The sequence below is a fragment of the Acidovorax sp. sif1233 genome, from assembly GCF_019218755.1.
In the GTDB taxonomy this organism is placed as follows: Bacteria; Pseudomonadota; Gammaproteobacteria; order Burkholderiales; family Burkholderiaceae_C; genus Acidovorax.
This window is the reverse complement of the sequence record NZ_JAHUWZ010000003.1, coordinates 430,148-455,391: the sequence shown is the minus strand read 5'-3', so window position 1 is coordinate 455,391 and position 25,244 is coordinate 430,148. Positions and strand designations below refer to the sequence as shown.

Genomic DNA, 25,244 nt, shown 5'->3' with positions numbered 1-25,244 from the left:
CATGAACGGCACATCATTGTTCGCGCTGCTGTTGCTGCTGGCGTGTGCCACGGTCCGGGCCGCAGGCCCGGTGGGGCCCGTGGGTCCGGTCGGCCCCGTGGGGCCCATCGGGCCCGAGCGCGCCGGGCCGCTGGACCCGCCTCGCCAGGGCCGCGCGAACCCCGTGCCACGGCCTGCCGCGCCAGTGCAACCTGCCACCAGCGCTGCCAGCGGCGTGGGCGCGGGCAACCGCATCGAGGTCTCGGGCAATACCGCGTCCGGCACACGTTGCGCCTCGGATGGCTCGGCCTCCGTCAACAGCGTGGACGTATCGGGCGCGCGCCTGGAGGGCCGCACGGTCATCGTGCAGGGCCGCAATGCGAATGACGTGCGCACCGGCGATTGCCCGCAGCCCCCGAAGGCGGGGGCGGCGGCGGGCCAGACCAACAGCATCCGCATTCGCTGATGCGTGGCGCCCGACCCGCCGTTCCGCAGGCCCCCTCGCAAACCGCGCCACGGCAACCACCATGGACAGTGATTGATGAACCAGGAGCACCAGACACCATGAATTCAACGACTCCCGTGTGGACGCCATTGCGCAGGGGGGCGGCCCTGGCCGTGGCCGCTGCCGCCGTCGTGCTGGCAGCGTGCAAGGAGCGCGCGCCGGAGCCGCAGGTGGCTGCGGCGACCGCGCCCGTGCCCGCCGCGGGCCCCGCACCCACTGCACCTGCAACCCAGGCAGCGCCAGCACCGGCACCGGCGGCCGTGCCAGCCGCCGCCACGCCCAAGAAGGTCCCCATGTCCATCCAGGGCGTGGCCGCCGCGGGCGTCACGGTGCGCGTCAAGGCGGTCGAGATCGGCGCGGACGCGACGGTGCTCGACGTGAGCATCTCGTTCGCCAACCGCATCACCGACACCACCATGCTGGCCCTGGCCGACACCTACCTGCAGGATGAGAGCGGTGCCCGCCTGCACATCAAGCGGCCCGACAACAACCGTGACATCACCATCCGCGAGGGCGAGACGCTGGACGGCCAGCTCGTGTTCATGGGCGCCGTGGCGCCGTCGGCGCGCAAGCTCAAGCTCGTGTTCAACGATGGCAACCAGGGCGACAACATCGTGGCGCCGGGGCTGGTCGTCGACCTGCCGCTGCAGGGCGGCTGATGCGGCATCCGGGCTTGGCGGCCGCCGGGGCGCACGCCGTCGCGCCGGCCTGCGCCCTGCTGATAGCGCTGGCGGCTTGCGGGCCGGCACATGCGCTGGAGGTCGTGCGCAGCGGCCGGGCGCTGGGCGCCGTGCCCACGCGGCTGGTGCCCGCATCGGGCGCGCCATCGACCACGCTGCGCGCGCAGGAGCCCGCGGGCGGGCTGGTGGGACGGCGGCAGGACACCACGCTGCAGCGCAGCGCAGGGCCGCAAACGATCCTGCGCGAGGCCGAGGTGCCCAGGGAGCGGCTGGAGCAGACGCGCGCCCTGCTGGCGGAGCTCAAGGCCCGGCCCACGCCCGAGCAGGCCATCTCCATCGACCTGCCGGCGGACGTGCTGTTCGATTTCGACAAATCCGACCTGCGCGCGGACGCGGCGTCCTCGCTGGACAAGGCGGCGGAACTCATCAAGAGCTATGCGGCGGCGCCGCTCACGGTGGTGGGCCACACCGATGGCAAAGGCACCGACGCCTACAACGACAGCCTGTCGCTGCGCCGCGCCGAGGCCGTGGCGCGTGCACTGCACCGCCAGACGGGCCGGCAGGCCGCTGTGCAGGGCCAGGGCAAGCGCCAGCCCGTGGCGCCCAACACCACGCCGGACGGCCGGGACGACCCGCAGGGCCGGCAGCTCAACCGGCGCGTCCAGATCCTCATCGGCGTGCCGCTCCGGGAAGGCAGGTAGACCATGGCCCTTGTGCGTTGCCCGGAATGCGGGCGTGAAGTCTCGTCGAAGGCGCCCGCCTGCCCGTCCTGCGGCTACCCCCTGCAGGCCCAGGGCGCTTCGCCCGCGGAACCCCAAAACGCGCTGCAGTCGCCGCATGTGTGGGGTCGTGTGGCCTTGGCCCTGGGCGCGTGGCTGGTCACCCCCTGGATTGCCAGGCTCATCGTGGCGCTGGCGGTGTGCGTGCTGGCGTATTTCATGTTCACCGGGCGGTGACCTTGCGCGTCCCGGAGGGTTCGCGCTTGCGAGTCCACGGGGCGCATCAATGCGCCAAGGTGCCTGCGCCATGGGCGCCCGCCAGCGCCACCGCATCCGCGCCCGCCGCATAGCGCAGCCGCGCTGACGCATCGTTCACCGCCGCCCACACGGCCTCGGCCACATCCTGCTCGGTCGTCACGGCCGCGGGCTGGCCCAGGGCGGCGAAGACGGACTGGGCGCAGGGCGCATAGGCGGGAGGGATCAGCCCCTGCATGCGCTCGGCGCCATTGGCGGTGAACTGCGTGGTGGGCGCATAGCCGGGCTCCACGAGTTTCACGCGGACGCCAAAGGCCTCCAGCTCGAAGGCCAGCGAGGCGGTGAACCCCTCGATGGCGGTCTTGCTGGCGGTGTAGGCGGCCACGAGCGGCATGGGTGCCAGGGTGGCGCTGGACGTGACGTTGACCACCAGGCCCGCGCGCCGGTCGCGCATCTGCGGCAGCACGGCCTGGGTCACCGCCATGGTGCCGAAGGTGTTGGTGTCGAAGATGTCGCGCACTGTGGCCATGGGCGTGGCCTCGAAGGCGCCGAACAGGCCCAGGCCCGCGTTGTTCACCAGCACGTCGATGGGGCCTGCGGCCTGCAGCGCCTGGGCGATGCTGTCGGACCGGGTCACGTCCAGCGGCAGGATGCGCAGGCGGTCCGATGGCGGCAGCAGGTCGGTGCGCGGGGTGCGCATGCTGGCGATCACGTTCCAGCCCTGGGCGTGGAAGTGGCGGGCGGTGGCAAGGCCGTAGCCGGACGAGCAGCCGGTGATCAGGATGGTCTTCATGGTGAAACTCCGTGGATGGGTTGCGATGGAAAGTGGTGCAACGATATATGGCCGGAACCGGATTAAATACAATATAAAGTCTGATTTTCTTTTGCAGGAGTCCGACCGTGGTCGATCCCCTCGCGCAGGTCATCGCTCTGCTGCGGCCGCGCGCCGTTTTCTCCAAGCTGATCAGCGGCGCGGGGCCCTGGGCCGTGCGCTATGGCGAGTTCGGCAGCCCGAGCTTTTGCACCATGCTGGAGGGACAGTGCGTGCTCGCCCTCGCGGGGCAAGAGCCCGTGGCGCTGGAAGCGGGCGACTTCGTGCTTCTGCCGGCGACACCGGGGTTCACCTTGTCGGGCATGGAGCAACCGGCGGCGCCGGTGTTCATGGACCCCCACCGCATGCCCGCGCCAGACGGCGAGCATGGGCTGCGCCATGGCACGCCCGACGGCCCGCCGGACATGCGCATGCTGGGCGGCTACTTCGAGTTCGACTCCCCCGACGCCGCGTTGCTGGTGTCGCTGCTGCCGGACATGCTGCACGTGCGCGGCGTGGAGCGGCTGCCGACCCTGGTGCAATTGGTGCGGCAAGAGTGCCTGGCCGCGCTGCCGGGCCGTGAACTGGTGCTGGACCGCCTGGTGGAGGTGCTGCTGATCGAGGCCCTGCGATCGAGCAACCGCGATGGTGCGCCCCCCGGGCTGCTGCGTGGGCTGGCGGACGCCCGCGTGGCGGTGGGCCTGCGCCTGATGCACAGCGCCCCGGAGCGGTCATGGACGGTGGACGCGCTGGCCCGGGAGGCGGCGTTGTCACGGTCCACTTTTTTCGAGCGCTTCCTGCGCGCCGTGGGGGTGCCGCCCATGGAATACCTGCTCGCCTGGCGCATGGCGCTGGCCAAGAACCTGCTGCGCAGCGGTGGCGGCGTGGGGCTTCATGAGGTCGCGGAACGCGTGGGCTACAGCTCGGCCAGCACGTTCAGCACGGCGTTCAGCCGCCATGTCGGGCTGGCGCCCGGCCGCTACGCGCGCCAGCAGCAGTAGCAGGCCTGCGCGCTGGTTGCTATGTTTTATATAGCTGATTGCGCTTGTCCATCAAGCGCTGGGGGCACTTTTCATTCCAATTTTCTGCGCCAGCACCCAGTGGTTGTCCAGCCGCACATCCTGCAAGCCCCGGCCATGCGGGTGGCGCAGGGGCGCGGCGACCTGCGCGCTCTGCAGGCTGGCGCCCAGGCCGCCTGCCCACAGCACGCCGCCTTGCACCGCCAGGGGGCAGGCCTCGGGCAGGGGCACCAGGCCCTGCCACTCGCCCTGCAATGAAAACGTGGCAATGCCGTGGGCGCGGGGGCAGCTCACGGCCCAGCCGGCGGGCGTGGCGGCCATGCTGCCGCCGTAGCCGTGGATGCCCTGGGCGATGGCCTGGGGTGCAGCCACCACGCGCAGCGCCGTGCCGTCGAACAGGGCCAGCACCGGGGCGGCGTCCTTGGCGGCTGCGTCGTCGTGCTCGGCCTGCAGCGCGATGCCCAGCGTGGTTCCATCGGGGCTCCATGCCAGGTGGCGCAGGCTCAGGCGGGGGTCCTGCAGGCGCCATTGGCCCAGCAGCCGGCCCGTGCGGGCGTCGAGCCGCACGAGCGATGAGTCCATGGTGCCCAGGTCGCGCTTGACGCGGCCTGTTTCTGGCGCGGTGGGCACGCCGCCGTTGGCGACGATCAGCGTGGGGGCGGCGCTGCCTTGGCCCTTGCTCTTGCCGCCCTGCGTGTCCCAGAGCAATTCATGCGCGTCGATGCCGTGGGTAGGCCATTCGGCGGTTTTCGCGAGCGTGTGGGCGTCGCGCGCCACGATCAAGCTCGCGCCGGTCTCGGCGTCGGTCTCGGTGGTGTACAGCCGCTGGCCATCGGCGCTGGCGAGCACGTGGCCGTTGAAGGAGCGCTCGCCGTCTTGCCACAGCCACTGGGGCTCGCTGTCTTTGTCCGGCTGCCAGCGCACCAGCCAGTCGCCGGGCCGGCGGGCGGTGGCCAGCACGGAGCCGTCAGGCAGCACGCACAGGCCGTGGGCGCGCGTGGGCACGTCCAGCGATGCGTGGACCTGCAGTGCCTGCCCGGCTCCTTCAGATGTGGACAGCAGGCCGATGTAGAAACGGCCCTGGCGCTCCCACGCGGCAGCCAGGTGCACGCGGTCACCGGGTTTGGCGAAGACGGCACCTGGCGCAATCACGCAGGCACCGAGGCCCCCGAGCAGGGCCAGCGCGTGCCGGCGGTGCAGAAGATCAGTCGCCGTCTGCATCCGAGAATCCAATGCTCACCTGCAGCGCGGGCGCCACTTCGGACTCGGCCAGGAACTTCAGCGCCGCCAGGTCCCTGGCGGTCTGCTGGATGGCCGCCTTGTTCTGCAGGCCGGACTTCTGCACCTGGGCCATCGACGCATCGACCTTGCTGGTGGCCTGGCGCAGCTTGTCGGCCAGCGGGTTCAGGCCCTTGCCGCGCAGGTACATCTCGAGCGGCACCAGGGCCTCGCCAGCGGCGGGGATGTCGGCGCTGGCGGGCAGGGTGGTCAGGCTGCGCAGGCCTCCCCAGGTGGCCGCCCAGGCCGCCAGCGTGGTGCCGCTGGCGGTGCGGGGGTAGTCGGGCGTGCGGGCGCCGGATCCCGATCCGGCGGCGCGCAGCGGCTTGTCCATCTGTGCCCAGCGCAGGCGTTCGATGCCACCCACCCACTGGTTCACGAATTCGCCGATGGCCTGGGTGGACGCCTCCTGCTCGTCCTCGGCGCCCCAGTCGGTGGCCGCCGCATCGGCATAGGCCTTGGCCAGTGCGGCGGATTCCCGCGCCACATCCTGGGCCACTTCGTGCGCGTAGCCGCAGGCGGGGCTGCCGGGCTGGGCCGGGCGCGTCCACAGCAGCCATTCCAGCGCGGGCAGGCCCTTGGCGGGCGTGCCGATGCGCTCGAAGGCCTTGGCGCCCTGAGGCTGGGCAGCGATGGCTTTGTCGATCAGCGCGGGGCGCGTGGGCGTGAAGTCGATGGCGCGCTGGCTGCGGCGTGCGATGACGGGGCCCACGGACACGGCGGCGAGCTGCTCCCACGCGCGGGCCGTGGCCTGCCAGGCGGCGCGTGCGGAGTCGAGCGCGGCCTTGCCGTCTGCCGCCGACGCCTGGCACAGCGCCGCCACGGCGGGCACCAGGGCGCGGGCATCGCGGTCGAAGTCCTGTGCGCGTGGCAGGGCCCAGTGGCCGTAGATGCCTTGCAGGGCGTGCACCGTGTCGTAGAACGGCACGGCGTTGCGCTGCCAGGCTGGGATGGGGGGTGCAGTGGGCGCCGCAGACTGTGCCTGCGCTGTGAGAGGGGGCAGGGTGGCCAGCAGCAGGGCGGCTGCAAGGAGGGATGTTTTCATTGCCGGGCCGCCCCAAGATGAAAACGCGGCCCCCTCGGGAGGCAGCGACCACACGGAGTGGGGAGCGTGGGGGTAAATTCTCATAGCGACTCCACGAATTTCACGAGCGCGTCACGGTCGGCTTTCTTCATCCTGAGCACCTGGTTCTTGGCCTCCTCGGCCTCGCCGCCGTGCCACAGCACGGCTTCGAGCACGCCGCGCGCACGGCCGTCGTGCAGCAGGCGGGTGTGGCCGCTCACGTCCTTGATCAGGCCCGTGCCCCACAGCGCCGGGGTCTTCCACTGGCGGCCGTTGGCGCCAAAGTCGGGCCGGCCGTCGGCCAGGCGCTCGCCCATGTCGTGCAGCAGCAGGTCGGTGTAGGGCGCAATGCGCTGGCCGTTCAGTGCCTTGCTCGTCAGCTGGGGGAAGGGCCCCTCCTTGGTGACGTAGCTCGGGCGGTGGCAGGTGGCGCACTGGGCCTGCGAGAACAATGCCTGGCCGCGCAGCACCTGCGCATCGTTGATGTTGCGGCGCGCGGGCGGGGCCAGCGTGGCCTGGTAGAAGATCACGTCGGCCAGGGTCTTGTCGTCGATCTCCACGCCGGGCTGGCCTTGGTCGCCACCGCTCTTGCCGCTGGGTGCGTCCAGGCAGTCCTTCTGCGCGGGTGTGCAGGCCTCTTGCGCGAAGTGGCGCGAGGTGATGCCCATGTCGCCCAGGAAGGCGCCGCCCGTCTGGTGCGCGATGGTGGCCACGTTGGCCTTCCAGCCGAAGCGCCCGACCATCGTGCGGCCGGCGGGGCCGTCCCACACCTTGTTGGGCACGCCCTTGATGGGGCCGGGGGCGGCGGCCTGATCGGCGGCGTTGGCCAGGATGTCGGCCTCGGCGATGGCTTCGAGCAGGCCCACGCCGATGATCTGCGGCGCGATGCGCGGGCTGGTCATCACGTCCTTGTGCAGGGGGCCGTAGCCCAGGGCGGCAAAGCCGTAGATGGGCTTTTGCAGCGTGTAGGGCGTGCCGTCGGCGAATCGGCCCTTGATGGTGTCGTAGCGCAGGGTCACGCGGCCTTCGGGCTTGACGCCCTGGATGGCCGCGTTGTTGAACTGGTCGCCGTACACCGGGTCGTGCACCGGCCCGCCGTGCACGTCGGTGCCGGGGATGGACAGGCGGATCAGCAGGGCCACCGTGGGGTCCTTCGTTTCGCCCAGGCGGTTGAAGATCGCTGGCGGTTCGCCCCGGCCGTCCTGCACGTGGCAGCCGCCGCACGAGCGCGCGATGAAGTGCGGGCCCAGCCCGTCGCGCGCCTTGGTGGACGCGGGCGCTTCCACCCAGTTGCGCCGGAAGAACGAGTTGCCGATGACGAAGCGCGTGCGCTCTTCATCGGTCAGGTTGGCGGCCGGGAACGAGAAGGCATTGCGCCCGGTGGCGAACACCGTGGTCTCGCCGCCGGTTTTTTCGCCCAGCGGGTCGGGCCGGGGCGCCGCCGTCAGCGACTGCAGGCCCAAGCCGCCGAAGCTGGCGAGTGCGACGATGGCGGTGCTGGCTGCCGCCAGGCGCACGGTGCGCCGGCGGGCAATGGCTTGCGCAGGCTTCATGCTCAGGGCTGGACCAGGGTCAGCTTGGTGATGCCGATCGCGTTGGCCGCGGCGACGAGGTCCTTGCTTTGCTGCGTGAGGCTGTCGATGGTCTTCTGGATGCGCTGGCGGCCCGGTGCGTCCTTGCCGCCGATGATCTCGCGGTCGAACGGTGCCTGGATGCCTTCGGCGGCAGCCACCGAGGCCGCGATCTGCTTGGTGGTCTTGTCGGCCAGCGCCGCGTCCTTGGCGGCCACCAGGTCGCGCAGCGATGCGCCCTTGACCACGCTGCCGTCGGCGCGCTGGTACTCGCCCAGCCACACGTTCTGGATGCCCTTGGCGTTGGTCACCGCGTCGCGGTGGGTGTTGTCAGAGAAGCACGAGTGCTCGTCTTCCTGGTCCTGGCTGTTCAGGGCCACTTCCAGGCGTTCGCCGGCCAGCTCGCCGCGCGAGAGCGAGCCCAGGCCCACCAGCATCTTGCGCACGGACTCCTGGCCGCCGCGCGCGAAGCGGGCGCGGTAGTTGTTCTTGGCGTCGGGCGCCCAGGCCTTCACCAGCGAGGTGAGGTCGTCGATGAGCAGGTCGGTCACCACGGTCAGGTACTGACGGCGGCGGTCGGCGTTGGGGGCCTTGCCGTCCACGAAGTCCTCGAAGTTGCGGTCGCCCGGGCCGGTCTCGGACAGGTCCTGGCCCCACAGGAAGAACTCGATGGCATGCCAGCCGGTGGCGATGTTCTCCTCGCCGCCGCGCTCGTTCTGCGCAGACAGGTTCTTCTTGTTGATGGCGAACTTGCGGTTGTTCACGAGGCCCGCGTTGGGCTTGCCCTGCACGCTGTCGACGAACGATTCGTCCATGGGCCAGGCGTTGATGCGGCCCTCAGGCCCGTTGTCGTTGTCGATGGGCCCGCCGTAGAAGCGGAAGGCCTCGGTCTGGCCGTAGAACTCGCGCGCGGCCAGCCACTTCTTGCGGGCGTCTGCCAGGGTCTCGGCCGAGGGCTTGGCGGTGAATGCCTGCACGGCCTCGCGCAATGCCTGCGCGCTGGCCAGGGTGTCGCTGTAGTTGGCATGCACCAGCTGCGCGTAGTGCGCCGCCACGGCCTGGGCCGTCACTGCCTGTTTCGCCTGGGCCTGCGGGGCCGCCGCCGGTGCCGTCTGGGCGGCAGCGCCGGTGCTGTAGGCGCAGGCGAAGCTACCCGCGAAAAACGCAGCCCCCAGCAGGGACGTCTTCAGGGAGGGGAATGTCATGCAGTGGTCTCCAGGGAATCACGCGGGCTGCCGCACGGGGCCATGGGCCGGTGGTGGCACCGCGAAGGATGGGTGTGGATGGCGGGGCCGCACTGGCTGGAAGGGGCCTGCGCGCGAGCGTGGGCACAGACGACTGGCTGGGTGGGCGGGGGTGAGAAGGGATTATACAAATGGTAGTGATTCGTATTTGCCGAATTCCCTGGGTCCTGGCCGGGAACGCCTGTCATCAAACCGACGCAAAACCTTCACGGGGATGTCACCCGCGGTTTCTACGCTCCAGGGGTTTTGTAACCAACAACCCGAGGAACCCCCATGACCCACCGCGTGGATACGCCCGAGCAGGCCATCGACTTCAACAACGAAAACGCCAACACCTCCGCCAACCCCACGTTCGACGCGGTGCTGGGCGCCCGCCTGTCGCGCCGTGGCCTGCTGCGCGGCGGCGTGGGCTCCGTCGGCACCACCGTGCTGGCCGGGTTCGGCGTGAGTGCCTGTGGCGGCAGCGACGACCCCGTGGTGACGCCTCCCCCCGCCGGCCCCAAGCTGCTGGGCTTCGGCGCCGTGTCCAAGAGCCTGGCCGACGTGGTGGCCGTGCCCGCGGGCTACACCGCCAGCGTGATCTTCGCGCTGGGGGACCCCATTGCCGCGGGCGTGTCCGCGTACAAGAACGACGGCACCGACGGCGACTTCGACAAGCGCGCCGGCGACCACCATGACGGCATGGAATGGTTCGGCCTGGGCGCCGACGGCAAGCGCAGCGACAACGCCACCGAGCGCGGCCTGCTGGCCATCAACCACGAAGCCACCACCGACGAGAAGCTGTCCTCGTACTTCCTGCACGCCAATGGCGGCACCACCACCTTGCCCCGCCCCGCGGCGGAAATCGACAAGGAAACGGCCATCCACGGCATCGCCGTGATCGAAGTGGCCAAGTCCGGCGGCAAGTGGGCCTACGCGCAGAACTCCGCGCTGAATTTCCGCCTCACGTCGCTCAGCCCCGTCGAGATCTCGGGCCCGGCCCGCGGCAGCGCGCAGCTGTTCACCAAGTTCTCGCCCACCGGCACCACCACGCGCGGCACGCTGAACAATTGCGGCACGGGCAAGACGCCCTGGGGTACCTTCCTGACCGGGGAGGAAAACTGGTTCGGCTACTTCACGCGTGGCGCCGCCGACGACGCCGCGCGCGGCAACGACAAGAGCGTGACGGCCCTCAAGCGCTATGGCCGCAACCAGGGCGCCGCATCGCGCCACGGCTGGGAAAGCGGCGGCACCGACGACAAGTACCAGCGCTGGAACAACAGCAAGACCGGCACGTCGGTGGACGGCACGGACGACTACCGCAACGAGATGAACGGCATGGGCTACATCGTCGAGATCGACGCCTACGACAAGACCCGCATGGCCAAGAAGCGCACCGGCCTGGGCCGCTTCGCGCACGAGAGCGCGGCCTTCGGCAAGGTGGTGGCCGGCCAGCCGCTGTCCATCTACATGGGCGACGACTCGCGCGGCGAGTACATCTACAAGTTCGTGTCCACCGCCACGTGGAACCCGGCTGACGCCAATGCCAGCGACCGCCTGGCCATCGGCGACAAGTACCTGGACAGCGGCAAGCTGTACGCCGCCAAGTTCAACGCCGACGGCACCGGCGGCTGGGTGGAGCTGTCGCTCACCAACACCGCCATCAGCGGCTATGCCACGTACAAGTTCGCCGACGCGGCCGACATCGTCATCAACACCCGCCTGGCCGCCGACGCCGTGGGTGCCACGAAGATGGACCGCCCCGAGTGGAACGCCGTGAACCCCGCCAACGGCGAGGTGTACTTCACGCTGACCAACAACAGCGCCCGCAGCGCCAACCCTGGCAGCGGCCAGTACCTGCCCGACGCGGCCAACCCCCGCGCCTACACCGACATGAAGGGCACGACCAAGCAGGAAGGCAACCCCAACGGCCACATGGTGCGCCTGAAGGAAGGTGCGTCCGTGTCGGCCTTCACCTGGGACGTGTACCTGTTCGGCGCGGAAGCCAGTGCCGACAAGACGCTGATCAACATCTCGGCCCTGACGGACGACCAGGACTTCTCCAGCCCCGATGGCCTGGCCTTCAGCAAGGCCACGGGCATCTGCTGGATCCAGACCGATGACGGCGCCTACACCGATGCGAGCAACTGCATGATGCTGGCGGCCGTGCCCGGCCAGGTGGGCGATGGCGGCAAGAAGACGCTGACCTACACCAAGGCGGATGGCAGCAAGTTCGACATCGTCTCGCCCGTGGGCAAGGCCGCCACGGCCGACACGCTCAAGCGCTTCCTGGTCGGCCCCAAGGGCTGCGAGATCACGGGCCTGGCCGAAACGCCGGACGGCAAGACGATCTTCGTGAACATCCAGCACCCGGGCGAGTCCACCGGCATGGCCAACCTGGGCGACCCCGCCAAGTTCCAGAGCCAGTGGCCCGCCAACGCCGGCTACGGCGCGGGCAAGCGCCCTCGCTCGGCCACCATCGTGATCACGAAGAACGACGGCGGCAACGTGGGCACCTGACGGGGCGGGGTGAGAGGGAATGGGCCTCTCACCTTCCTTGATGGATTGGTTGCTTGCAGGCCGGCCCAGGGGGGCCGGCCTTTTTGTTTTGGGGGCAGGGGCTCAGTAGTCCGAACCCGGGGGCGGCGGCGGGGCGGGGGGCGAGGGGCGTGCCGGCGTGGCGGCGGGTGTGCCGCCCGCGCCGGGCGTCGCGGTGTAACCCATCTGCCCGCTGCCGTCCTTGGTGCCCTTGCGCCCGGCGATCTGCCAGGCCGTGCGCTGGTGGATGAGGCTGGCCAGGAACTCCAGTTCCTCGTCGGTGTGGTTGATGGCGCCGGCCGGGGTGAGCAGGCGGCCATTGCGCGGCGCGTTCTCGACCCAGAACGACTGGTGGTATGACGCCTCGCTGACCAGGCTTTCGGTGCCCGCCGCCAGGTCCACCGTGCCGTAGCAATTGCAGAAGTAGCCCCGGTTGTCCTGATCGGCGAAGACCTCGGCGTACACCCCCGTGCCCCGGATGCCGGCGGTGGCGGTGGGCAGGATCACCTGGCGCTCCGCGCCCCGGCCCCACACGCTGGCCACGGCGCCGCTGACCAGGCGCAGCACCCTGACGGCGGTGGGCGTCTCGCCCTCCAGCGCCACGCGCGAGTTCTGGCGCACCAGGAAGGCGCCGTTGCCCACCGCAAAGACCACGGTGGCGCCGGGCCCGGTTTCAAGGCGGTCTCCCGCGGCGATGCTGTGCTGCGGGGTCAGCGCCTCGCCGTTGCGCAGCACCTGGCCGCGCAGCTCCACGATGTTGCTGCGCGACTGGGCGTGCGCGGCCACCCAGCCGCCCGTGGCCATCCACAGCGCTGCGGCCTGCAGCAGGCCGCGCCGCTGGTACCAGGCCAGCTCGTCCTCAGTGCGGCCCAGGAGCTGGTGCGGGTGGGGGCGGTGCGTCGTCATGGGGTGGTGCCTCGGAGGCTGGATGGGACGGGGGCTCGAAGCAGTCGCGGAAGGTGAAAACCACCGACGTGAAGAACATGGCCGCCATTACCATCGCGGCCCCCACCATGATGCCGCCCGCGGTCGATCCGGCCAGCCCCGCTGCGGCCAGCAGCGCGGACGCCAGCGTGACCACCACGCCCCCCAGCAGGAACACGCCCAGCCAGCCCAGCCCGTAGACCAGGAACGCGCCAAAGTTGCGCACGCAGGCCACGATGCTGAAGAACAGCGCCTTGACCGGCGGCACGCCGTGCCAGTGCACGAGCCCCGGGGCATGCCAGAACAGCAGCGACAGCGGCAGGTACAGCATCATGGACAGCCACATGGCGCCCTGGAAGGCGGGGTCTTCCGCCACTTCCTTGGTCAGGGCGGCGCCGCCCAGGTACACCCGCGCGAACTGGCCGCCGTCCAGCAGCGCCGACAGGCCCATCACCGCCAGGAAGCCCGCCGCATAGAGGGCGCCGAGCACCAGCATGTCGCGCAGCCGCTGCTGGCCGGTGCGAAACGCCACCAGCAGCACGGCGGGGGTGGGAAACCGCCCCTGCGTGGCTTCCGCCGAGGCCACCATCATGGCCAGCGTGGCCGAGGGCAGCAGCACCAGCGCGATGGCCGGGCCCACCAGCGGAATCAGCGTGGCCAGCGACATGGACGCCATGGTCATGAAGAACAGCGCCGCCAGCGCCATGGGTTGCCGCCAGAACGTCCGGATGCCGAGCTTGACCCAGGCCATGCCGGTGCGGGCGGGGACGATGTGGAGTTTCATGGATGCTTAGGAGGAGAAAAGAGGGTGGGGCCTGCGCCCGGGCACTGCTGGCAGCCGAGAGGCTTCCGCTGGCAGTGCAATGCATAGCTTGGAATTTACCCCAGCGGCCCATTCCGGCCGCGGTGCAAGGGATCCCCCCTGCCGCGAGGGCCCGAGCGCGGATTTTCCGCGGGGCCGGTCAAGAAAGGCGCTTCGCGTCTTCGTGCTCCGGTGATCCAGGGCGCTCCGCGCCCGCCGTGGCCCCTGCGGCGGGGTTGGCCCCGGCGCGGAACACGCCGCACGGGCCGCGCCGCCGCGAGCGCGACATCCCCGTGGTGGGGGCGGGCCCCACGGGCGGCTCCAGGGGCTTCATCTCAGGCGTGCATGGGCTGCGCAATGCGGGCGCGCAGCACCCGCTCGAAGTGCGTGGGGTCGTGGGGCGTCAGCATCGAGGCTTCGCGCGGCAGGTGGAAGTCCCACAGGCGCGAGATCCAGAACCGCAGGGCGCCCGCGCGCAGCATGGCGGGCAGCAGTTCGCGCTCGGCCGCCGTGAGCGGGCGCACGGCCTGGTAGGCGTCGAGCATGCGGGTGGCGCGCCCGGCATCGTGCTGGCCCGTGGCGAGGTCGATGCACCAGTCGTTCAGGCACACGGCCAGGTCGAACAGCCAGGTGTCCACGCCCGCGAAGTAGAAGTCGAAGAAGCCGGTGAGCTCTTCGCCCTCGAACATCACGTTGTCGCGGAACAGGTCGGCGTGCACGGGGCCGCGCGGCAGGGCCGCGTAGGCGGCGCCGGCGGCCACATGGTTCTGGTAGGCCAGTTCGGAGCGCAGCAGGGCGGCCTGGGTTGCGCCGACGTGCGGCAACACCACCGGCACCGTTTCGTTCCACCAGGGCAGGCCGCGCAGGTTGGGCTGATGGCGGTCGAAGTCGCGGCCCGCCAGGTGCATGCGGGCGAGCATCGTGCCCACGGCGGCGCAATGCGCGGCCTGCGGCGCCAGCTGGCTCTTGCCGCGCAGCTTGTTCACCACGGCGGCGGGCTTGCCACACACGGTGTGCAGGATGTCGCCGTCCTGGTCGGCGCGCGGATCGGGCACGGGCACGCCACCGTGCGCCAGGTGCTTCATCAGGTACAGGTAGAACGGCAGCTGCGCGGCGGTGAGGCGCTCGAACAGCGTCAGCACGAACTCGCCCTGGTCGCTGGTGAGAAAGTAGTTGGTGTTCTCGATGCCACCCTCGATGCCGCGCAGCTCCACCAGCTCACCCAGTTGCAAACGGCGCAGCAGCTCGCGCGCCTCGGTGTTGGAGACTTCGGTAAAGACGGCCATCGCTCAGGGGGGTTACAAAGAAATGAAAAACTGACAGCAAAAGGGCAGGGCGTGCAGCGGCTTCATGGGGGGCAGCGCGGTGGCGCTGCCCGGCGCCGCAGGGGCCTCAGAACTTCAGCACGTTCCAGACGCGCGGGGCGGTGGTGGTCTCCGCGCCGCTGTTGCTGCCCGCGCGGCTGCGGGCGCCGTCGGGCGACTGCACTTCATAGCCGGGCAGGTTGCCGGTCTTGGGCTGCACGGAAATGATCTGGGTCTGGCCGCCCACGCGCAGCTCATCCACGCGGTTGCCCGCGTCTTCGACATGGATGCGCTCGGTGCGCTGGTTGGAACGGCCTGCAGGTTGCTCCTGGTTTGAGAGCGCCTCGCGCGTGTCTGCCGTGCCCTGGGGGGCATTTTGGCTTGAACTCTGGGCCAGGGCGGTGCCGGAGGCAATGCCCAGCAGCAAAAGGAGGTGAAGAGCGCGCATGGGGCGATTGTAGGGCGCGGGCTGGGCGGGGCTCGGCCGTGCACAATTGCCGCATGAGCAACAAAAAGACCCTGGTGCTGGTGGACGGTTCCAGCTACCTCTACCGCGCCTTCCACGCCATGCCCGACCTGCGGGCCGTGCCGGGCGACCCGACCAGTGCCGCCACGGGCGCCATCCGGGGCATGATCAACATGATGCAGGCCCTGCGCAAGGAGGTGACGGCCGACTATGCCGTGTGCGTGTTCGACGCCTCGGGCCCCACCTTCCGCGATGCCCTTTACACCGAATACAAGGCCACGCGCTCGCCCATGCCAGACGACCTGCGCAGCCAGATCGAGCCCATCCACGAGGTGGTGGACCTGCTGGGCTGGAAGGTGGTGGCCGTGCCTGGCGTGGAGGCCGACGACGTGATCGCCACCTTGGCCAACGTGGCGGCCGCACAGGGCATTGAGGTCATCGTGTCGAGCGGCGACAAAGATTTGAGCCAACTGGTCAACGAGCACATCACCATCATCGACACCATGAGCGGCAAGCGCCGCGATGTGGCGGGCGTGACGGCAGAGTTTGGCGTGCCGCCTGCGCTGATGGTGGACTACCAGGCGCTGGTGGGCGACACCGTGGACAACGTGCCCGGCGTTGCCAAGGTAGGGCCCAAGACCGCCGCCAAGTGGCTTGAAGAATATGGCTCGCTCGACAGCTTGATTGCCAACGCCGACGCCATCAAGGGCGTGGCGGGCAACCATCTGCGCGAGGCGATTGCCAGCGGTCAGCTGGCATTGAGCCGTCAGCTTGTCACCATGAAGACCGATTGCGCGCTGGCCGACTACATCCCCGGCCTGCCCGCGTTTGACGACATCACGCTGGACGCGCCAGACAACACCGGCCTGCTGCCGTTTTACGAACAATACGGCTTCAAGGGCCTGGCTGCCGCCATCAAAGGTGCAGCCGCCCCAGCGGCTACAGCCCCCACCGTCGCCATGCCCGGCCAAAGCGGCGACCTGTTTGCCGACCACTCCGCCAGCACCGTGGCCGAAGAAGCCCAGCACCGCACCGTGGTGTACGACACCATCCTCAACTGGGCCGACTTTGACCAGTGGCTGGAGCGACTGCACAAAGCCCCGCTCACGGCCATCGACACCGAAACAGACTCCCTCGACGAAATGCGCGCGCAAATCGTCGGCATCTCTTTCAGCGTGCAGCCCGGCGAAGCTGCCTACATCCCCCTGCGGCACGAAGGCCCCGACGCCCCCGCGCAGTTGCCGCTGGATGAAGTGCTCGCCCGCCTCAAGCCCTGGCTGGAGAACGCCAGGCACCACAAGCTGGGCCAGCACATCAAGTACGACCGCCATGTGTTCGCCAACCACGGCATCGAGGTGCAGGGCTACGCACACGACACCATGCTGCAAAGCTACGTGCTCGAAGTGCACAAGCCCCACAACCTCACCAGCCTGGCCGAGCGCCACACCGGCCGCAAAGGCATCACGTATGAAGACCTGTGCGGCAAGGGCGCGCACCAGATCCCGTTTGCCCAGGTGCCCGTGGACAAGGCCGCCGCCTACTCGTGTGAAGACTCGGACCAGACCCTGGACGTGCACAACGCGCTGTGGCCGCTGCTGCAGGCGGACGACAAGCTGCGCTTCATCTACGAGCTGGAGATGCAGAGCAGCGAGGCGCTGTACCGCATCGAGCGCAACGGCGTGCTGATCGATGCGCCCACCCTGGCCACGCAGAGCCACGAGCTGGGCCAGCGCATCCTGCAGCTCGAAACCGAGGCGTACGAGATCGCAGGCCAGCCCTTCAACCTGAGCAGCCCCAAGCAACTGGGCGAAATCTTCTTCGACAAGCTGGGCATGCCCGTGGTCAAAAAGACCGCCACCGGCGCGCGCAGCACCGACGAAGAGGTGCTGGAAAAACTGGCCGAGGACTACCCCCTGCCCGCCAAGCTGCTGGAGCACCGATCCTTGAGCAAGCTCAAAGGCACCTACACCGACAAGCTGGCCCAGCTGGCGCTGCCGCGCACGGGCCGCGTGCACACCCACTACGCGCAGGCCGTGGCGGTGACGGGCCGCCTGTCGAGCAACGACCCCAACCTGCAGAACATCCCCATCCGCACCCCCGAAGGCCGCCGCGTGCGCGAGGCCTTCGTCGCTCCCGCGGGCCGCGTGATCGCCAGCGCCGACTACTCGCAGATCGAGCTGCGCATCATGGCCCACCTGAGCGGCGACCACTCGCTGCTGCACGCCTTCCACGCCGGGCTGGACGTGCACCGCGCCACCGCCGCCGAAGTGTTTGGGGTGGAGGTCGATCAGGTCACCAGCGAGCAACGCCGCTACGCCAAGGTCATCAACTTTGGCCTGATCTACGGCATGAGCAGCTTCGGCCTGGCCAAGAACTTAGGGATAGAAACCAAGGCCGCTGCCGCCTACATCGACAAGTACTTCCAGCGCTACCCCGGCGTGAAGCAGTACATGGACGGCACCAAGGCCGCCGCCAAGTCCATGGGCTATGTCGAAACCGTGTTTGGCCGTCGCCTGTACCTGCCCGAGATCAACTCCCCCAACGGCCCCCGCCGCGCAGGGGCTGAGCGCGCTGCCATCAACGCCCCTATGCAAGGTACGGCGGCCGATCTGATCAAGCTGGCGATGGTGGCGGTTCAGAAGGAGCTGGACGCGCACAAGCCGGGCATCCAAATGATCATGCAGGTGCACGACGAACTGGTGTTCGAGCTGCCCGAGGGCGAGGTGGACTGGCTCAAGAGCCACATCCCGCGCCTGATGGCGGAAGTGGCTGCGCTGAAGGTGCCGCTGCTGGCCGAGGTGGGGGTGGGGGCGAATTGGGACAAGGCGCACTGAGGCCCAGGAGAGAACCGACGCGGGGAGGCAGAAATTTCGGTATTTTTGCCCCGGCGCTCATCCAGCAATCGCTGGCAGCTATCAAATTTTATGTCGTTGCCTGCGTCGCCGTCTCGCTGGAGAGACAAGCGGCTAGTTAGCTGCTCGCAAGACCCGTTTACGCCCTGGGTGAGAACACGAACAGCCGACCTTCGAAGTGAAGTGGTACTCCAAAGACAAGCTTCTCCAGGTTCGGAAGGTGCAGCCAGCATCAAGCCCGCATCGCTGGTGCGCCGTGTGACGGTGAATTGCCCGTGGGTAAGCCACACCAGAGTACGCATTGCGGCTGCCGGGTCTTCCTCAACCCGCGCCGTGCAACTGCTTCACCCGTGCCCTCAACGCGTCAGCCGCAGGTGACAGCACACGGTCGCGCCGCTGCAGCAGACCCAGGGTGCGCCACAAGTCGGGCGCGCTGAGGGGCACGCCGCAGACCTCGGCGTGAGCAGGCGGCAGTGCCAGCTGGGGCAGAACGGCCAGCCCCAGGCCACCCTCCACCAGGGCCAGCGCGCCCGCCACGTGATTGCATTCGTACCAAGCCACCGGTTGCTCGGGCAGGTCGGCCGTGGCCTGGTCCAGCAGCAGGCGGTTGGCGCTGTCGCGCGATACCGACACCAGCCGCATCCCGGCCAGTTCGGCCCAGGGCACTTCCTTGCGCTTGGCCCAGCGGTGGCTGCGCGGCATGGCCAGCATGTAGCGCTCTTTGGTCAGGGCTTCAAAGCGAACGGCAGACTCCTGACTTCCCGTGAAGCTGAGCCCGAAATCGGCCGCGCCGCTGAGCACGGCGTCCAGGACCTGGCTTGCGCTTTCGTCCATGACATGCACCTGCACTTCAGGTTGCGCGACTGCAAAGCCGCGCAGCACACGGGGCAGGAGATGGCTGGCCACCGACGGGATACATGCAATCGTGACCCGCCCCCGGCGCAGGTGTACCTGGTCGCTCACACGCTGCACGGCCGCATCCAGCCCGGCCAGCGCGGTGCGAGCCTCGTGCAGAAACTCCTGGCCGATGGCGGTCAGTTCCACGCTGCGGGTGGTGCGCTCCAGCAGTCGCACGCCCAGGGCCAGCTCCAGCCGCTCCACGCGCCGGCTCAAGGCGGGTGCCGACAGGCACAGCGCTTCGGCGGCAAGCCGGAAGCTCGCCTTCTCCGCGGTGGCCACGAATGCCTGCAGTTCACCCATATCGAATTTGATGCGTGCCATGCAACAGTCGCTCCTTAAATTGCAATTCACAGACCATTGTGCCCTGCCTAGACTTGCGCTCCTAGCAAGGCCGACCGTGCTTCGGCCGCTTCTGGAAATCACCGACATGCAACGACGTTCACTGATCGCGGCGGCCACCCTGGCAGTCAGCCTTGCGCTGGCCCACACCACAGCCCAGGCTCAAGACTTCCCTCCCAAAAAGCCGGTCACCCTGGTCGTGGGCTTTGCCGCCGGCGGTTCGGCGGATATCGCTGCGCGGCTGATTGCCAAGAAGCTGGGCGAAAACATTGGCCAGAGCGTGGTGGTGGACAACAAGCCGGGCGCGGGCGGCAATCTGGCGCACACGCAGGTCGCCACCGGTCCATCGGATGGTTCGGTGCTGCTGTTTGGATCGATCGGGCCGCTCACCATCGCGCCCCATTTCATGGCCGTGCGCTACGACCCGCTCAAGGATCTGTCGCCCATCACCATGGGAGTGAGCTTTCCCAATGTGCTGGTGGTGCCGGCCAGCACCGGCATCAAGACCCTGGGCGAATTCGTGGCGAAGGCCAAGCGTGAGCCTGGCAAGCTCGACTTTGCCTCGACCGGCCCTGGGTCTGCTTCCCACCTGGCGGGCGAGCTGCTCAACGATGTGGCCAGGATCGATACCGTGCATGTGCCCTACAAGGGGGGTGCCCCGGCGCTGCAGGATGTGCTGGGCGAGCGGGTCACGTCGTTTTATGCGGCCCCTCCAACGGCGCTGCCCCACATCGAATCGGGCAAGCTGGTGCCGCTGGCCACCACCGGGCTGACCCGCCCCGCCTACCTGCCCAATGTGCCCACGGTGGCCGAGACGTTCCCGGGCTTCAATGCCACCAACTGGTATGCGTTCGTGGCTTCGGCCAAAACGCCCAAGCCGTTGCTCGACCGCTGGAATGTCGAGCTGGTGAAGGTGCTCAACACCCCCGAGGTACGCGAAAACCTCCTCAAGCACGGCCAGACGGCTGCGCCCGGCACGCGGGAAGAACTGGGCAAGTTCATCGCGGCAGAGCACGGCAAGTGGGGCCGCATCGTGCGCGAGCGAAAGATCACTGCGGACTGAGGCGCAGCGCCCCGCATTCCAACAAGACATCAGGAGACAAGACATGCAATCCGTCCATTCGACGACTACCCGGCCCCCGCGGGCGCCGCGCCGACGATTCCTGAACGCCATGCTGGGCACCGCGCTGGCGGTGGGCCTGGGCATGGCGGGCGCCGTGCCGGCCAGCGTCCAGGCCGCAGAGATCCGCGTGGTCACATCGGGCGGCTTCTCGGCTGCGTACGACCAGTTGATCCCGCTGTACGAGCAGGCCACCGGCCACAAGGTGGTCACGGAGCGGGGTGCATCCATGGGCAACGCGCCCGATTCGATCCCGAGCCGTTTTGCCCGCAACGAGCAGTTCGATATCGTCATCCTGGCCGATTCGGGCCTGGAGGCACTCATTGCCCAGGGCAAGGTGCAGCAGGGCAGCCGCGTGGATCTCGCGCGTTCGATGATCGGCATGAGCGTGCGCAAGGGCACGCCCAAGCCCGACATCAGCACGGTCGATGCGCTCAAGAAGACGCTGCTCGATGCCAAATCCATCGCCTACTCGGCCAGCGCGAGCGGCGTCTATCTGTCGACCGAATTGTTCCCGCGTCTGGGTGTCGCGGAGCAGATCAAGGACAAGGCCACCAAGATATTCAGCGAACGCGTGGGCGCGGTGGTGCTGCGCGGCGATGCCGAGATCGGCTTTCAGCAGGTGAGTGAGCTGTTGCCGTTCAAGGAGCTGGAGTTTGTCGGCCCGTTGCCGGACGAAGTGCAGCAGCGCGTGTTTTTCTCGGCCGGGGTGGCGGCTGGGTCGGCCAATCCGGAAGCGGCCCGCCATCTGATCCGCTTCCTTTCGGCGTCGGCTGCAGCACCCATCATTCGCAGTACCGGCATGGAGCCCGCCAGCGCTCGCTGACGCGGCGACTCCCGGCACCGCCCAGGCACGCCCCCTGCGCCCGGGGCGCATGCCCCTTCCTGCGCGCACCTCAGACACGACAGGCACCGGCTTTGCACGGTGCGGCTGGCGGCTGCGCGCACATCACTACAACGACAAAAGAGTCCTATGACCCGCTTGATTCCTGTCCTCGTCGCGGCACTGAGTGTGCCGGCCTTCGCATTTGCCCAGCAGGGTGGCCCCACCGTGTATGGCATTGTCGACGCCGGCGTGCGGCACACCTCGGGCATGACCTCCGCCAACGCACCGGCCGCCGCGTCGGCCACCGGCCTGGCCAGCGGGGTCGACAACACCAGCCGCATCGGGTTCCGCAGCCGCGAGGACCTGGGCGATGGCATGTACGCGCTCTTCAACCTGGAGACGGGCCTGAACGTGGACACGGGCAGCACGGCCAACGTCACCAAGTTCTTTGATCGAGCCGCCATCGTTGGCGTCGGTGGTTCGTGGGGGCAGGTCACCCTTGGGCGTCAGACCAATCTGCTGGCCGATGCCGTCAGCCCGGTGGATGCCGTGGGTATGCGCTTTGCGGCCTTCAATCCCAACATCGTCACTGCGGCCTTGAGCAACCACGGCCTCGGGGTGGAGTACGGTGCCACCGGGTCTTCCAGCGGGTCGTACCGGCTGGACAACTCCTTCAAATACACCGGTTTCTTCGGTCCGGTCACGGCCCGGGCGATGTACAGCGTGGGTGAAAACGCCGGGTCCACCGCCGCCCAGCACTCGGCCGGTGCCGGCCTGGCGTACACGGCCGGGGGCTGGGTCATCTCGGGGGCGTTCCAGCGGTTCACCACGGCGGCAGACCTGCCGCTGCGTGCCGCCACGCTGGGCGCTGCCTACCAGTCCGGCAGCGTGCGCCTGGCGGTCAACACCGCGCGCAGCCATGCGCAGACGTCAGCAGCGGCCCGCACCGGGCAGCGTACCCATTCGGCCGGCGCCACCTGGTCGGCGACGAACACGATCGACTTCACAGCGGCGTGGTATCGCGTGGAGCGCGAGCGCACCGGGGCCAGGGAGGACGGGTACAGCCGGACTATGCTGTTTGCAGAATATAAGTTCTCACGCCGTACCAAGCTCTACGCCGAGCTGGACCGTACCCGCTGGCGCGCGGGCTACCAGGGCGGGGCCGCCAAGAGCCGAGCCACTGGGATCAGCAGCGGCATCGCGCATACGTTCTGAGCCGCGCCGCGGTCCTCCGGTGCGGGCCACCGAGGCTGCCTGGTCGACCCCGCTCTGCGGTGCCCCCGGCATTGCCCTGCTGCATGAAAGAGTCTGGAAGCGGACGCCGGAAAGGGCATGGGTGGTAGCCATGCAGGCGCGCAGGGTCGCCGCTAAACTTGCGAGGCAACCCGTGGCCGCATGGCCGCCTCTCCCACATTTGCCTGGAGCCCCTGCATGCCCGATCCCACCCCTTACACCCCACCCGCCATCTGGCAATGGAACAAGGAAAACGGCGGCCATTTCGCCAGCATCAACCGGCCCATTGCTGGTGCCACGCACGACAAGGAATTGCCTGTGGGGCGGCACCCGCTGCAGCTGTATTCGCTGGGCACGCCCAATGGCATGAAGGTGACGGTGATGCTGGAAGAGCTGCTCGCGCTGGGCCACAGCGGCGCGGAGTACGACGCGTGGCTGATTCGCATCAACGAGGGGGAGCAGTTCGGTAGCGGGTTTGTTTCTGTGAACCCCAACTCCAAGATCCCCGCGCTGCTGGACCGCACCGACGCCGCCAACCCGGTGCGGGTGTTTGAGTCCGGCGCCATCCTGATGTACCTGGCCGAGAAGTTCGGCAGCGCCTTCTTGCCCAAAGAGGGCGCGGCGCGGGCCGAGTGCCTGTCGTGGCTGTTCTGGCAGATGGGCAGTGCGCCGTTTGTGGGCGGCGGGTTTGGGCATTTCTATGCCTATGCGCCGGTCAAGATCGAATATGCGATTGACCGCTATGCGATGGAGGCCAAGCGCCAGCTGGATGTGCTGAACCAGCGCCTGGCCGTGACCGAGTATGTGGCGGGGGATGAGTACACGGTGGCGGACATCGCGATCTGGCCCTGGTATGGCTTGCTGGTGAAAGGGCAGGCCTACAACGCAGGCGAGTTCTTGCAGGTGCACGAGTACACGCATGTGGTGCGCTGGGCCGAGCAAGTTGCCAAGCGCCCGGCGGTGCAGCGCGGGCGCAAGGTCAACCGCGTCAATGGCGACCCGGCCAGCCAGTTGCGCGAGCGGCATGACGCCAGCGACTTTGACACCAAGACGCAGGACAAGATCGAGGCGGCGGCAGCAGCTTCTTCACCCGCACGCTGAGTTTTCTTGCAAAGGCGTCACCGTGATCACTTTGTACGACTGCGCCACCGCGCCCAGCCCGCGCCGTGCGCGCATCCTGCTGGCAGAAAAGGGCGTTGCCCACGACACCGTGCAGGTGGACCTGCGCAATGGCGAGCAACTGGGCGAGGCCTACCGTCAGATCAACCCGCAGTGCACAGTGCCCGCGTTGCGCACCGAAGAGGGTTTGCTGCTGACCGACAACGCGGCGATCACCGCGTATCTCGAAGCGCGCTACCCGCAGCCTGCACTGCTGGGCGAGACGCCGGCAGAGAAGGCCGAGATCGCCAGCTGGAACTGGCGCATGGAGTTCGAGGGCCTGCAGGCCATTGCCGAGGCGCTGCGCAACAGCGCGCCCGCCATGGCCAACCGGGCGCTGCCGGGCGCGGTGGACTATCCGCAGATCCCGGCCCTGGCCGAGCGTGGGCTGGTGCGGGTGGGGCAGTTCTTTCAGCTGCTCAACGAGCGCCTGGCGGGGCGCGACTTCATGGCCACCGACCGCTTCAGCGTGGCCGACATCACGGCCGTGGTGGCGGTGGACTTTGCGCGCGTGGTCAAGCACAAGCCGGGCGAGCAGCACCCGCACCTGCTGCGCTGGCGCGCGGCCATGGCGGCGCGGCCGTCGATGTCGTTGTAGCTGTAGCTGAGAGAACCGTTACGGCCGCCAGCTAGCCGCCCGACCGGGCTGCCGCAGCCCGTTTCCGCAATGGGGAGATTCAAGGATTGCGTGCCCGGCGCGTTCCTTGCATCGTTGCACCATGCGCCTTCGCCACATAGAAGTTTTCAACGCCGTCATGCTCACCGGCAGTGTGAGCGCGGCGGCCCGCCTCATCAACGTCACCCAACCCGCCGTGAGCCGCATCCTCGCCCACGCGGAGCTGCAGCTCGGTTTTCCGCTGTTCCACCGCCTCAAGGGCCGGCTGGTGCCCACCACCGAGGCGCAGACCCTCTACCCCCACATCGAGCGCCTGTTCACCCAGCTCGACGACGTGCAGCGCCTGGCCAACAGCTTGAAGAGCGACCGGCGCGAAGGCGAGCTGCACATCCTGAGCGTGCTGGCGCTGAGCTACGAAGTGCTGCCGCGCGCGCTGCGGTTCTTTCGCCAGGCGCACCCGGACGTGGTGATCACCATCGATGCGCTGCATTCGCCCCAGATCGTCTCGGCCCTGGTGCTGCAGGAAGCCGACGTGGGCTTCGTGTTCAGCGCCGTGGCGCACCCCTCGCTCACGCAGGAGCACCTGGCCGATGGGCGCATGCTCTGCGTGGCGCCCAAGGGCATGCTCGATGCGGCGCTGGTGCGCTCGGGCACCGTGCACCTGGCCGATCTGGCGGAGACGCCCGTGGTGCGCCTGGACGTGCGCGACCCCATCGGCACCGTGGTCAACCATGCGTGCCGCGAAGCGGGCGTGGGCCTGAAGACGGCGATCACCGTGCAGACCTACCACGCGGCGCTGGCGCTGGCGCACCACGGGCATGCGGTGGCGGTGGTGGATGCGTGCACCGCCGCATCGGCGGACCGCGGCAAGGTCGATGTGCTGGCGCTCGCGCCCCATATCGCCGTGCCCATTAAGTCGCTGCGCACCGTGAACCGGCCCAGCTCGCTGCTGGCCAGCGCCATGACGCGTTGCATGCGCCAGGCGGTGGCCGAGACCATGGAATCCGTGGGCCTGCCCGTGGCCGATTGAGCTGGCGGCGCGCTCCCGCAGCCCGCTGTGGCG

The 25,244-nt window shown here is 68.9% G+C and carries 23 protein-coding genes; 13 read left to right on the top strand and 10 right to left on the bottom strand.

The window, feature by feature from the left end; all coding sequences use genetic code 11:
* The first annotated feature begins 1 nt into the window (after position 1).
* The 4 genes from KW843_RS13755 (at position 2) to KW843_RS13740 (ending at position 2,120) form a co-directional block, all read left to right on the top strand.
* A complete protein-coding gene (locus tag KW843_RS13755; protein WP_218295690.1) occupies positions 2-445 on the top strand; it encodes a hypothetical protein in 444 nt (147 codons plus the stop codon).
* Positions 446-543: 98 nt separating this feature from the next.
* The gene (locus tag KW843_RS13750) at positions 544-1,143 is read left to right on the top strand and encodes a hypothetical protein (protein WP_218295689.1); all 600 of its coding nucleotides are present in this window, start codon (positions 544-546) and stop codon (positions 1,141-1,143) included.
* On the top strand, positions 1,143-1,865 hold the full coding sequence (locus KW843_RS13745) for an OmpA family protein (protein ID WP_218295688.1): 723 nt from the start codon (positions 1,143-1,145) through the stop codon (positions 1,863-1,865). The genes KW843_RS13750 and KW843_RS13745 overlap by 1 nt, the downstream gene beginning before the upstream one ends.
* Before the next feature lie 3 nt (positions 1,866-1,868).
* Complete coding sequence (locus tag KW843_RS13740) at positions 1,869-2,120, top strand: zinc ribbon domain-containing protein (RefSeq protein WP_218295687.1); 252 nt, start codon at positions 1,869-1,871, stop codon at positions 2,118-2,120.
* Between the two features lie 46 nt (positions 2,121-2,166).
* Here the strand turns inward: KW843_RS13740 and KW843_RS13735 are convergent, their stop codons facing one another.
* Complete coding sequence (locus KW843_RS13735) at positions 2,167-2,931, bottom strand: SDR family oxidoreductase (RefSeq protein ID WP_218295686.1); 765 nt, start codon at positions 2,929-2,931, stop codon at positions 2,167-2,169.
* Between the two features lie 107 nt (positions 2,932-3,038).
* Between KW843_RS13735 and KW843_RS13730 the strand changes: the two genes are divergently transcribed.
* Positions 3,039-3,950 carry an AraC family transcriptional regulator gene (locus KW843_RS13730; protein ID WP_218295685.1) on the top strand — a complete coding sequence of 304 codons (912 nt, stop codon included), beginning with the start codon at positions 3,039-3,041 and terminating at the stop codon, positions 3,948-3,950.
* A gap of 51 nt (positions 3,951-4,001) precedes the next feature.
* Here KW843_RS13730 and KW843_RS13725 read toward each other — a convergent pair whose 3' ends face one another.
* The 4 genes from KW843_RS13725 to KW843_RS13710 form a co-directional block, all read right to left on the bottom strand.
* The gene (locus tag KW843_RS13725) at positions 4,002-5,189 is read right to left on the bottom strand and encodes a DUF1513 domain-containing protein (RefSeq protein WP_218295684.1); all 1,188 of its coding nucleotides are present in this window, start codon (positions 5,187-5,189) and stop codon (positions 4,002-4,004) included.
* Entirely contained in the window at positions 5,173-6,291 is a 1,119-nt protein-coding gene (locus KW843_RS13720; RefSeq protein ID WP_218295683.1) for an imelysin family protein, read from the bottom strand. Before KW843_RS13720 ends, KW843_RS13725 begins: the two co-directional genes overlap by 17 nt.
* Before the next feature lie 80 nt (positions 6,292-6,371).
* Entirely contained in the window at positions 6,372-7,862 is a 1,491-nt protein-coding gene (locus KW843_RS13715; RefSeq protein WP_218295682.1) for a di-heme oxidoredictase family protein, read from the bottom strand.
* 2 nt (positions 7,863-7,864) lie between these two features.
* Positions 7,865-9,085 (bottom strand): imelysin family protein, encoded by a 1,221-nt coding sequence (locus tag KW843_RS13710; protein WP_218295681.1) that lies wholly within the window; start codon positions 9,083-9,085, stop codon positions 7,865-7,867.
* 312 nt (positions 9,086-9,397) lie between these two features.
* Between KW843_RS13710 and KW843_RS13705 the strand changes: the two genes are divergently transcribed.
* Complete coding sequence (locus KW843_RS13705; protein WP_218295680.1) at positions 9,398-11,623, top strand: PhoX family phosphatase; 2,226 nt, start codon at positions 9,398-9,400, stop codon at positions 11,621-11,623.
* A 102-nt stretch (positions 11,624-11,725) separates the two neighbouring features.
* Here KW843_RS13705 and KW843_RS13700 read toward each other — a convergent pair whose 3' ends face one another.
* The 4 genes from KW843_RS13700 to KW843_RS13685 all read right to left on the bottom strand — a co-directional run bounded on the left by KW843_RS13700 (position 11,726) and on the right by KW843_RS13685 (position 15,119).
* Positions 11,726-12,547 (bottom strand): iron dicitrate transport regulator FecR, encoded by an 822-nt coding sequence (locus tag KW843_RS13700; protein ID WP_255594732.1) that lies wholly within the window; start codon positions 12,545-12,547, stop codon positions 11,726-11,728.
* Positions 12,501-13,349 carry a BPSS1780 family membrane protein gene (locus tag KW843_RS13695; RefSeq protein WP_218295679.1) on the bottom strand — a complete coding sequence of 283 codons (849 nt, stop codon included), beginning with the start codon at positions 13,347-13,349 and terminating at the stop codon, positions 12,501-12,503. Before KW843_RS13695 ends, KW843_RS13700 begins: the two co-directional genes overlap by 47 nt.
* 353 nt (positions 13,350-13,702) lie before the next feature.
* Positions 13,703-14,653, bottom strand: coding sequence for a homoserine kinase (locus KW843_RS13690; RefSeq protein ID WP_218295678.1), 951 nt, complete (start codon positions 14,651-14,653; stop codon positions 13,703-13,705).
* Positions 14,654-14,759: 106 nt separating this feature from the next.
* Complete coding sequence (locus KW843_RS13685; RefSeq protein WP_218295677.1) at positions 14,760-15,119, bottom strand: hypothetical protein; 360 nt, start codon at positions 15,117-15,119, stop codon at positions 14,760-14,762.
* A 53-nt stretch (positions 15,120-15,172) separates the two neighbouring features.
* Here KW843_RS13685 and polA point away from each other — a divergent pair, with 53 nt between their 5' ends.
* Positions 15,173-17,971, top strand: a complete 2,799-nt coding sequence (gene polA, locus KW843_RS13680) for a DNA polymerase I (RefSeq protein ID WP_218295676.1) — start codon at positions 15,173-15,175, stop codon at positions 17,969-17,971.
* Positions 17,972-18,310: 339 nt separating this feature from the next.
* Here polA and KW843_RS13675 read toward each other — a convergent pair whose 3' ends face one another.
* On the bottom strand, positions 18,311-19,210 hold the full coding sequence (locus KW843_RS13675; protein WP_218295675.1) for a LysR family transcriptional regulator: 900 nt from the start codon (positions 19,208-19,210) through the stop codon (positions 18,311-18,313).
* 106 nt (positions 19,211-19,316) lie between these two features.
* On the opposite strand from KW843_RS13675, the gene KW843_RS13670 reads away from it, so the two are divergent.
* The 6 genes from KW843_RS13670 (at position 19,317) to KW843_RS13645 (ending at position 25,211) form a co-directional block, all read left to right on the top strand.
* Complete coding sequence (locus KW843_RS13670) at positions 19,317-20,291, top strand: tripartite tricarboxylate transporter substrate binding protein (protein WP_218295674.1); 975 nt, start codon at positions 19,317-19,319, stop codon at positions 20,289-20,291.
* Positions 20,292-20,334: 43 nt separating this feature from the next.
* The gene (locus KW843_RS13665) at positions 20,335-21,174 is read left to right on the top strand and encodes a substrate-binding domain-containing protein (RefSeq protein ID WP_218295673.1); all 840 of its coding nucleotides are present in this window, start codon (positions 20,335-20,337) and stop codon (positions 21,172-21,174) included.
* 147 nt (positions 21,175-21,321) lie between these two features.
* A complete protein-coding gene (locus tag KW843_RS13660; RefSeq protein WP_218295672.1) occupies positions 21,322-22,389 on the top strand; it encodes a porin in 1,068 nt (355 codons plus the stop codon).
* 216 nt (positions 22,390-22,605) lie between these two features.
* Positions 22,606-23,508 carry a glutathione-dependent disulfide-bond oxidoreductase gene (gene yghU / locus KW843_RS13655; protein WP_218295671.1) on the top strand — a complete coding sequence of 301 codons (903 nt, stop codon included), beginning with the start codon at positions 22,606-22,608 and terminating at the stop codon, positions 23,506-23,508.
* A 22-nt stretch (positions 23,509-23,530) separates the two neighbouring features.
* Complete coding sequence (locus tag KW843_RS13650; RefSeq protein WP_218295670.1) at positions 23,531-24,163, top strand: glutathione S-transferase; 633 nt, start codon at positions 23,531-23,533, stop codon at positions 24,161-24,163.
* Between the two features lie 121 nt (positions 24,164-24,284).
* Positions 24,285-25,211 carry a LysR family transcriptional regulator gene (locus KW843_RS13645; RefSeq protein ID WP_218295669.1) on the top strand — a complete coding sequence of 309 codons (927 nt, stop codon included), beginning with the start codon at positions 24,285-24,287 and terminating at the stop codon, positions 25,209-25,211.
* Positions 25,212-25,244 lie beyond the last annotated feature (33 nt).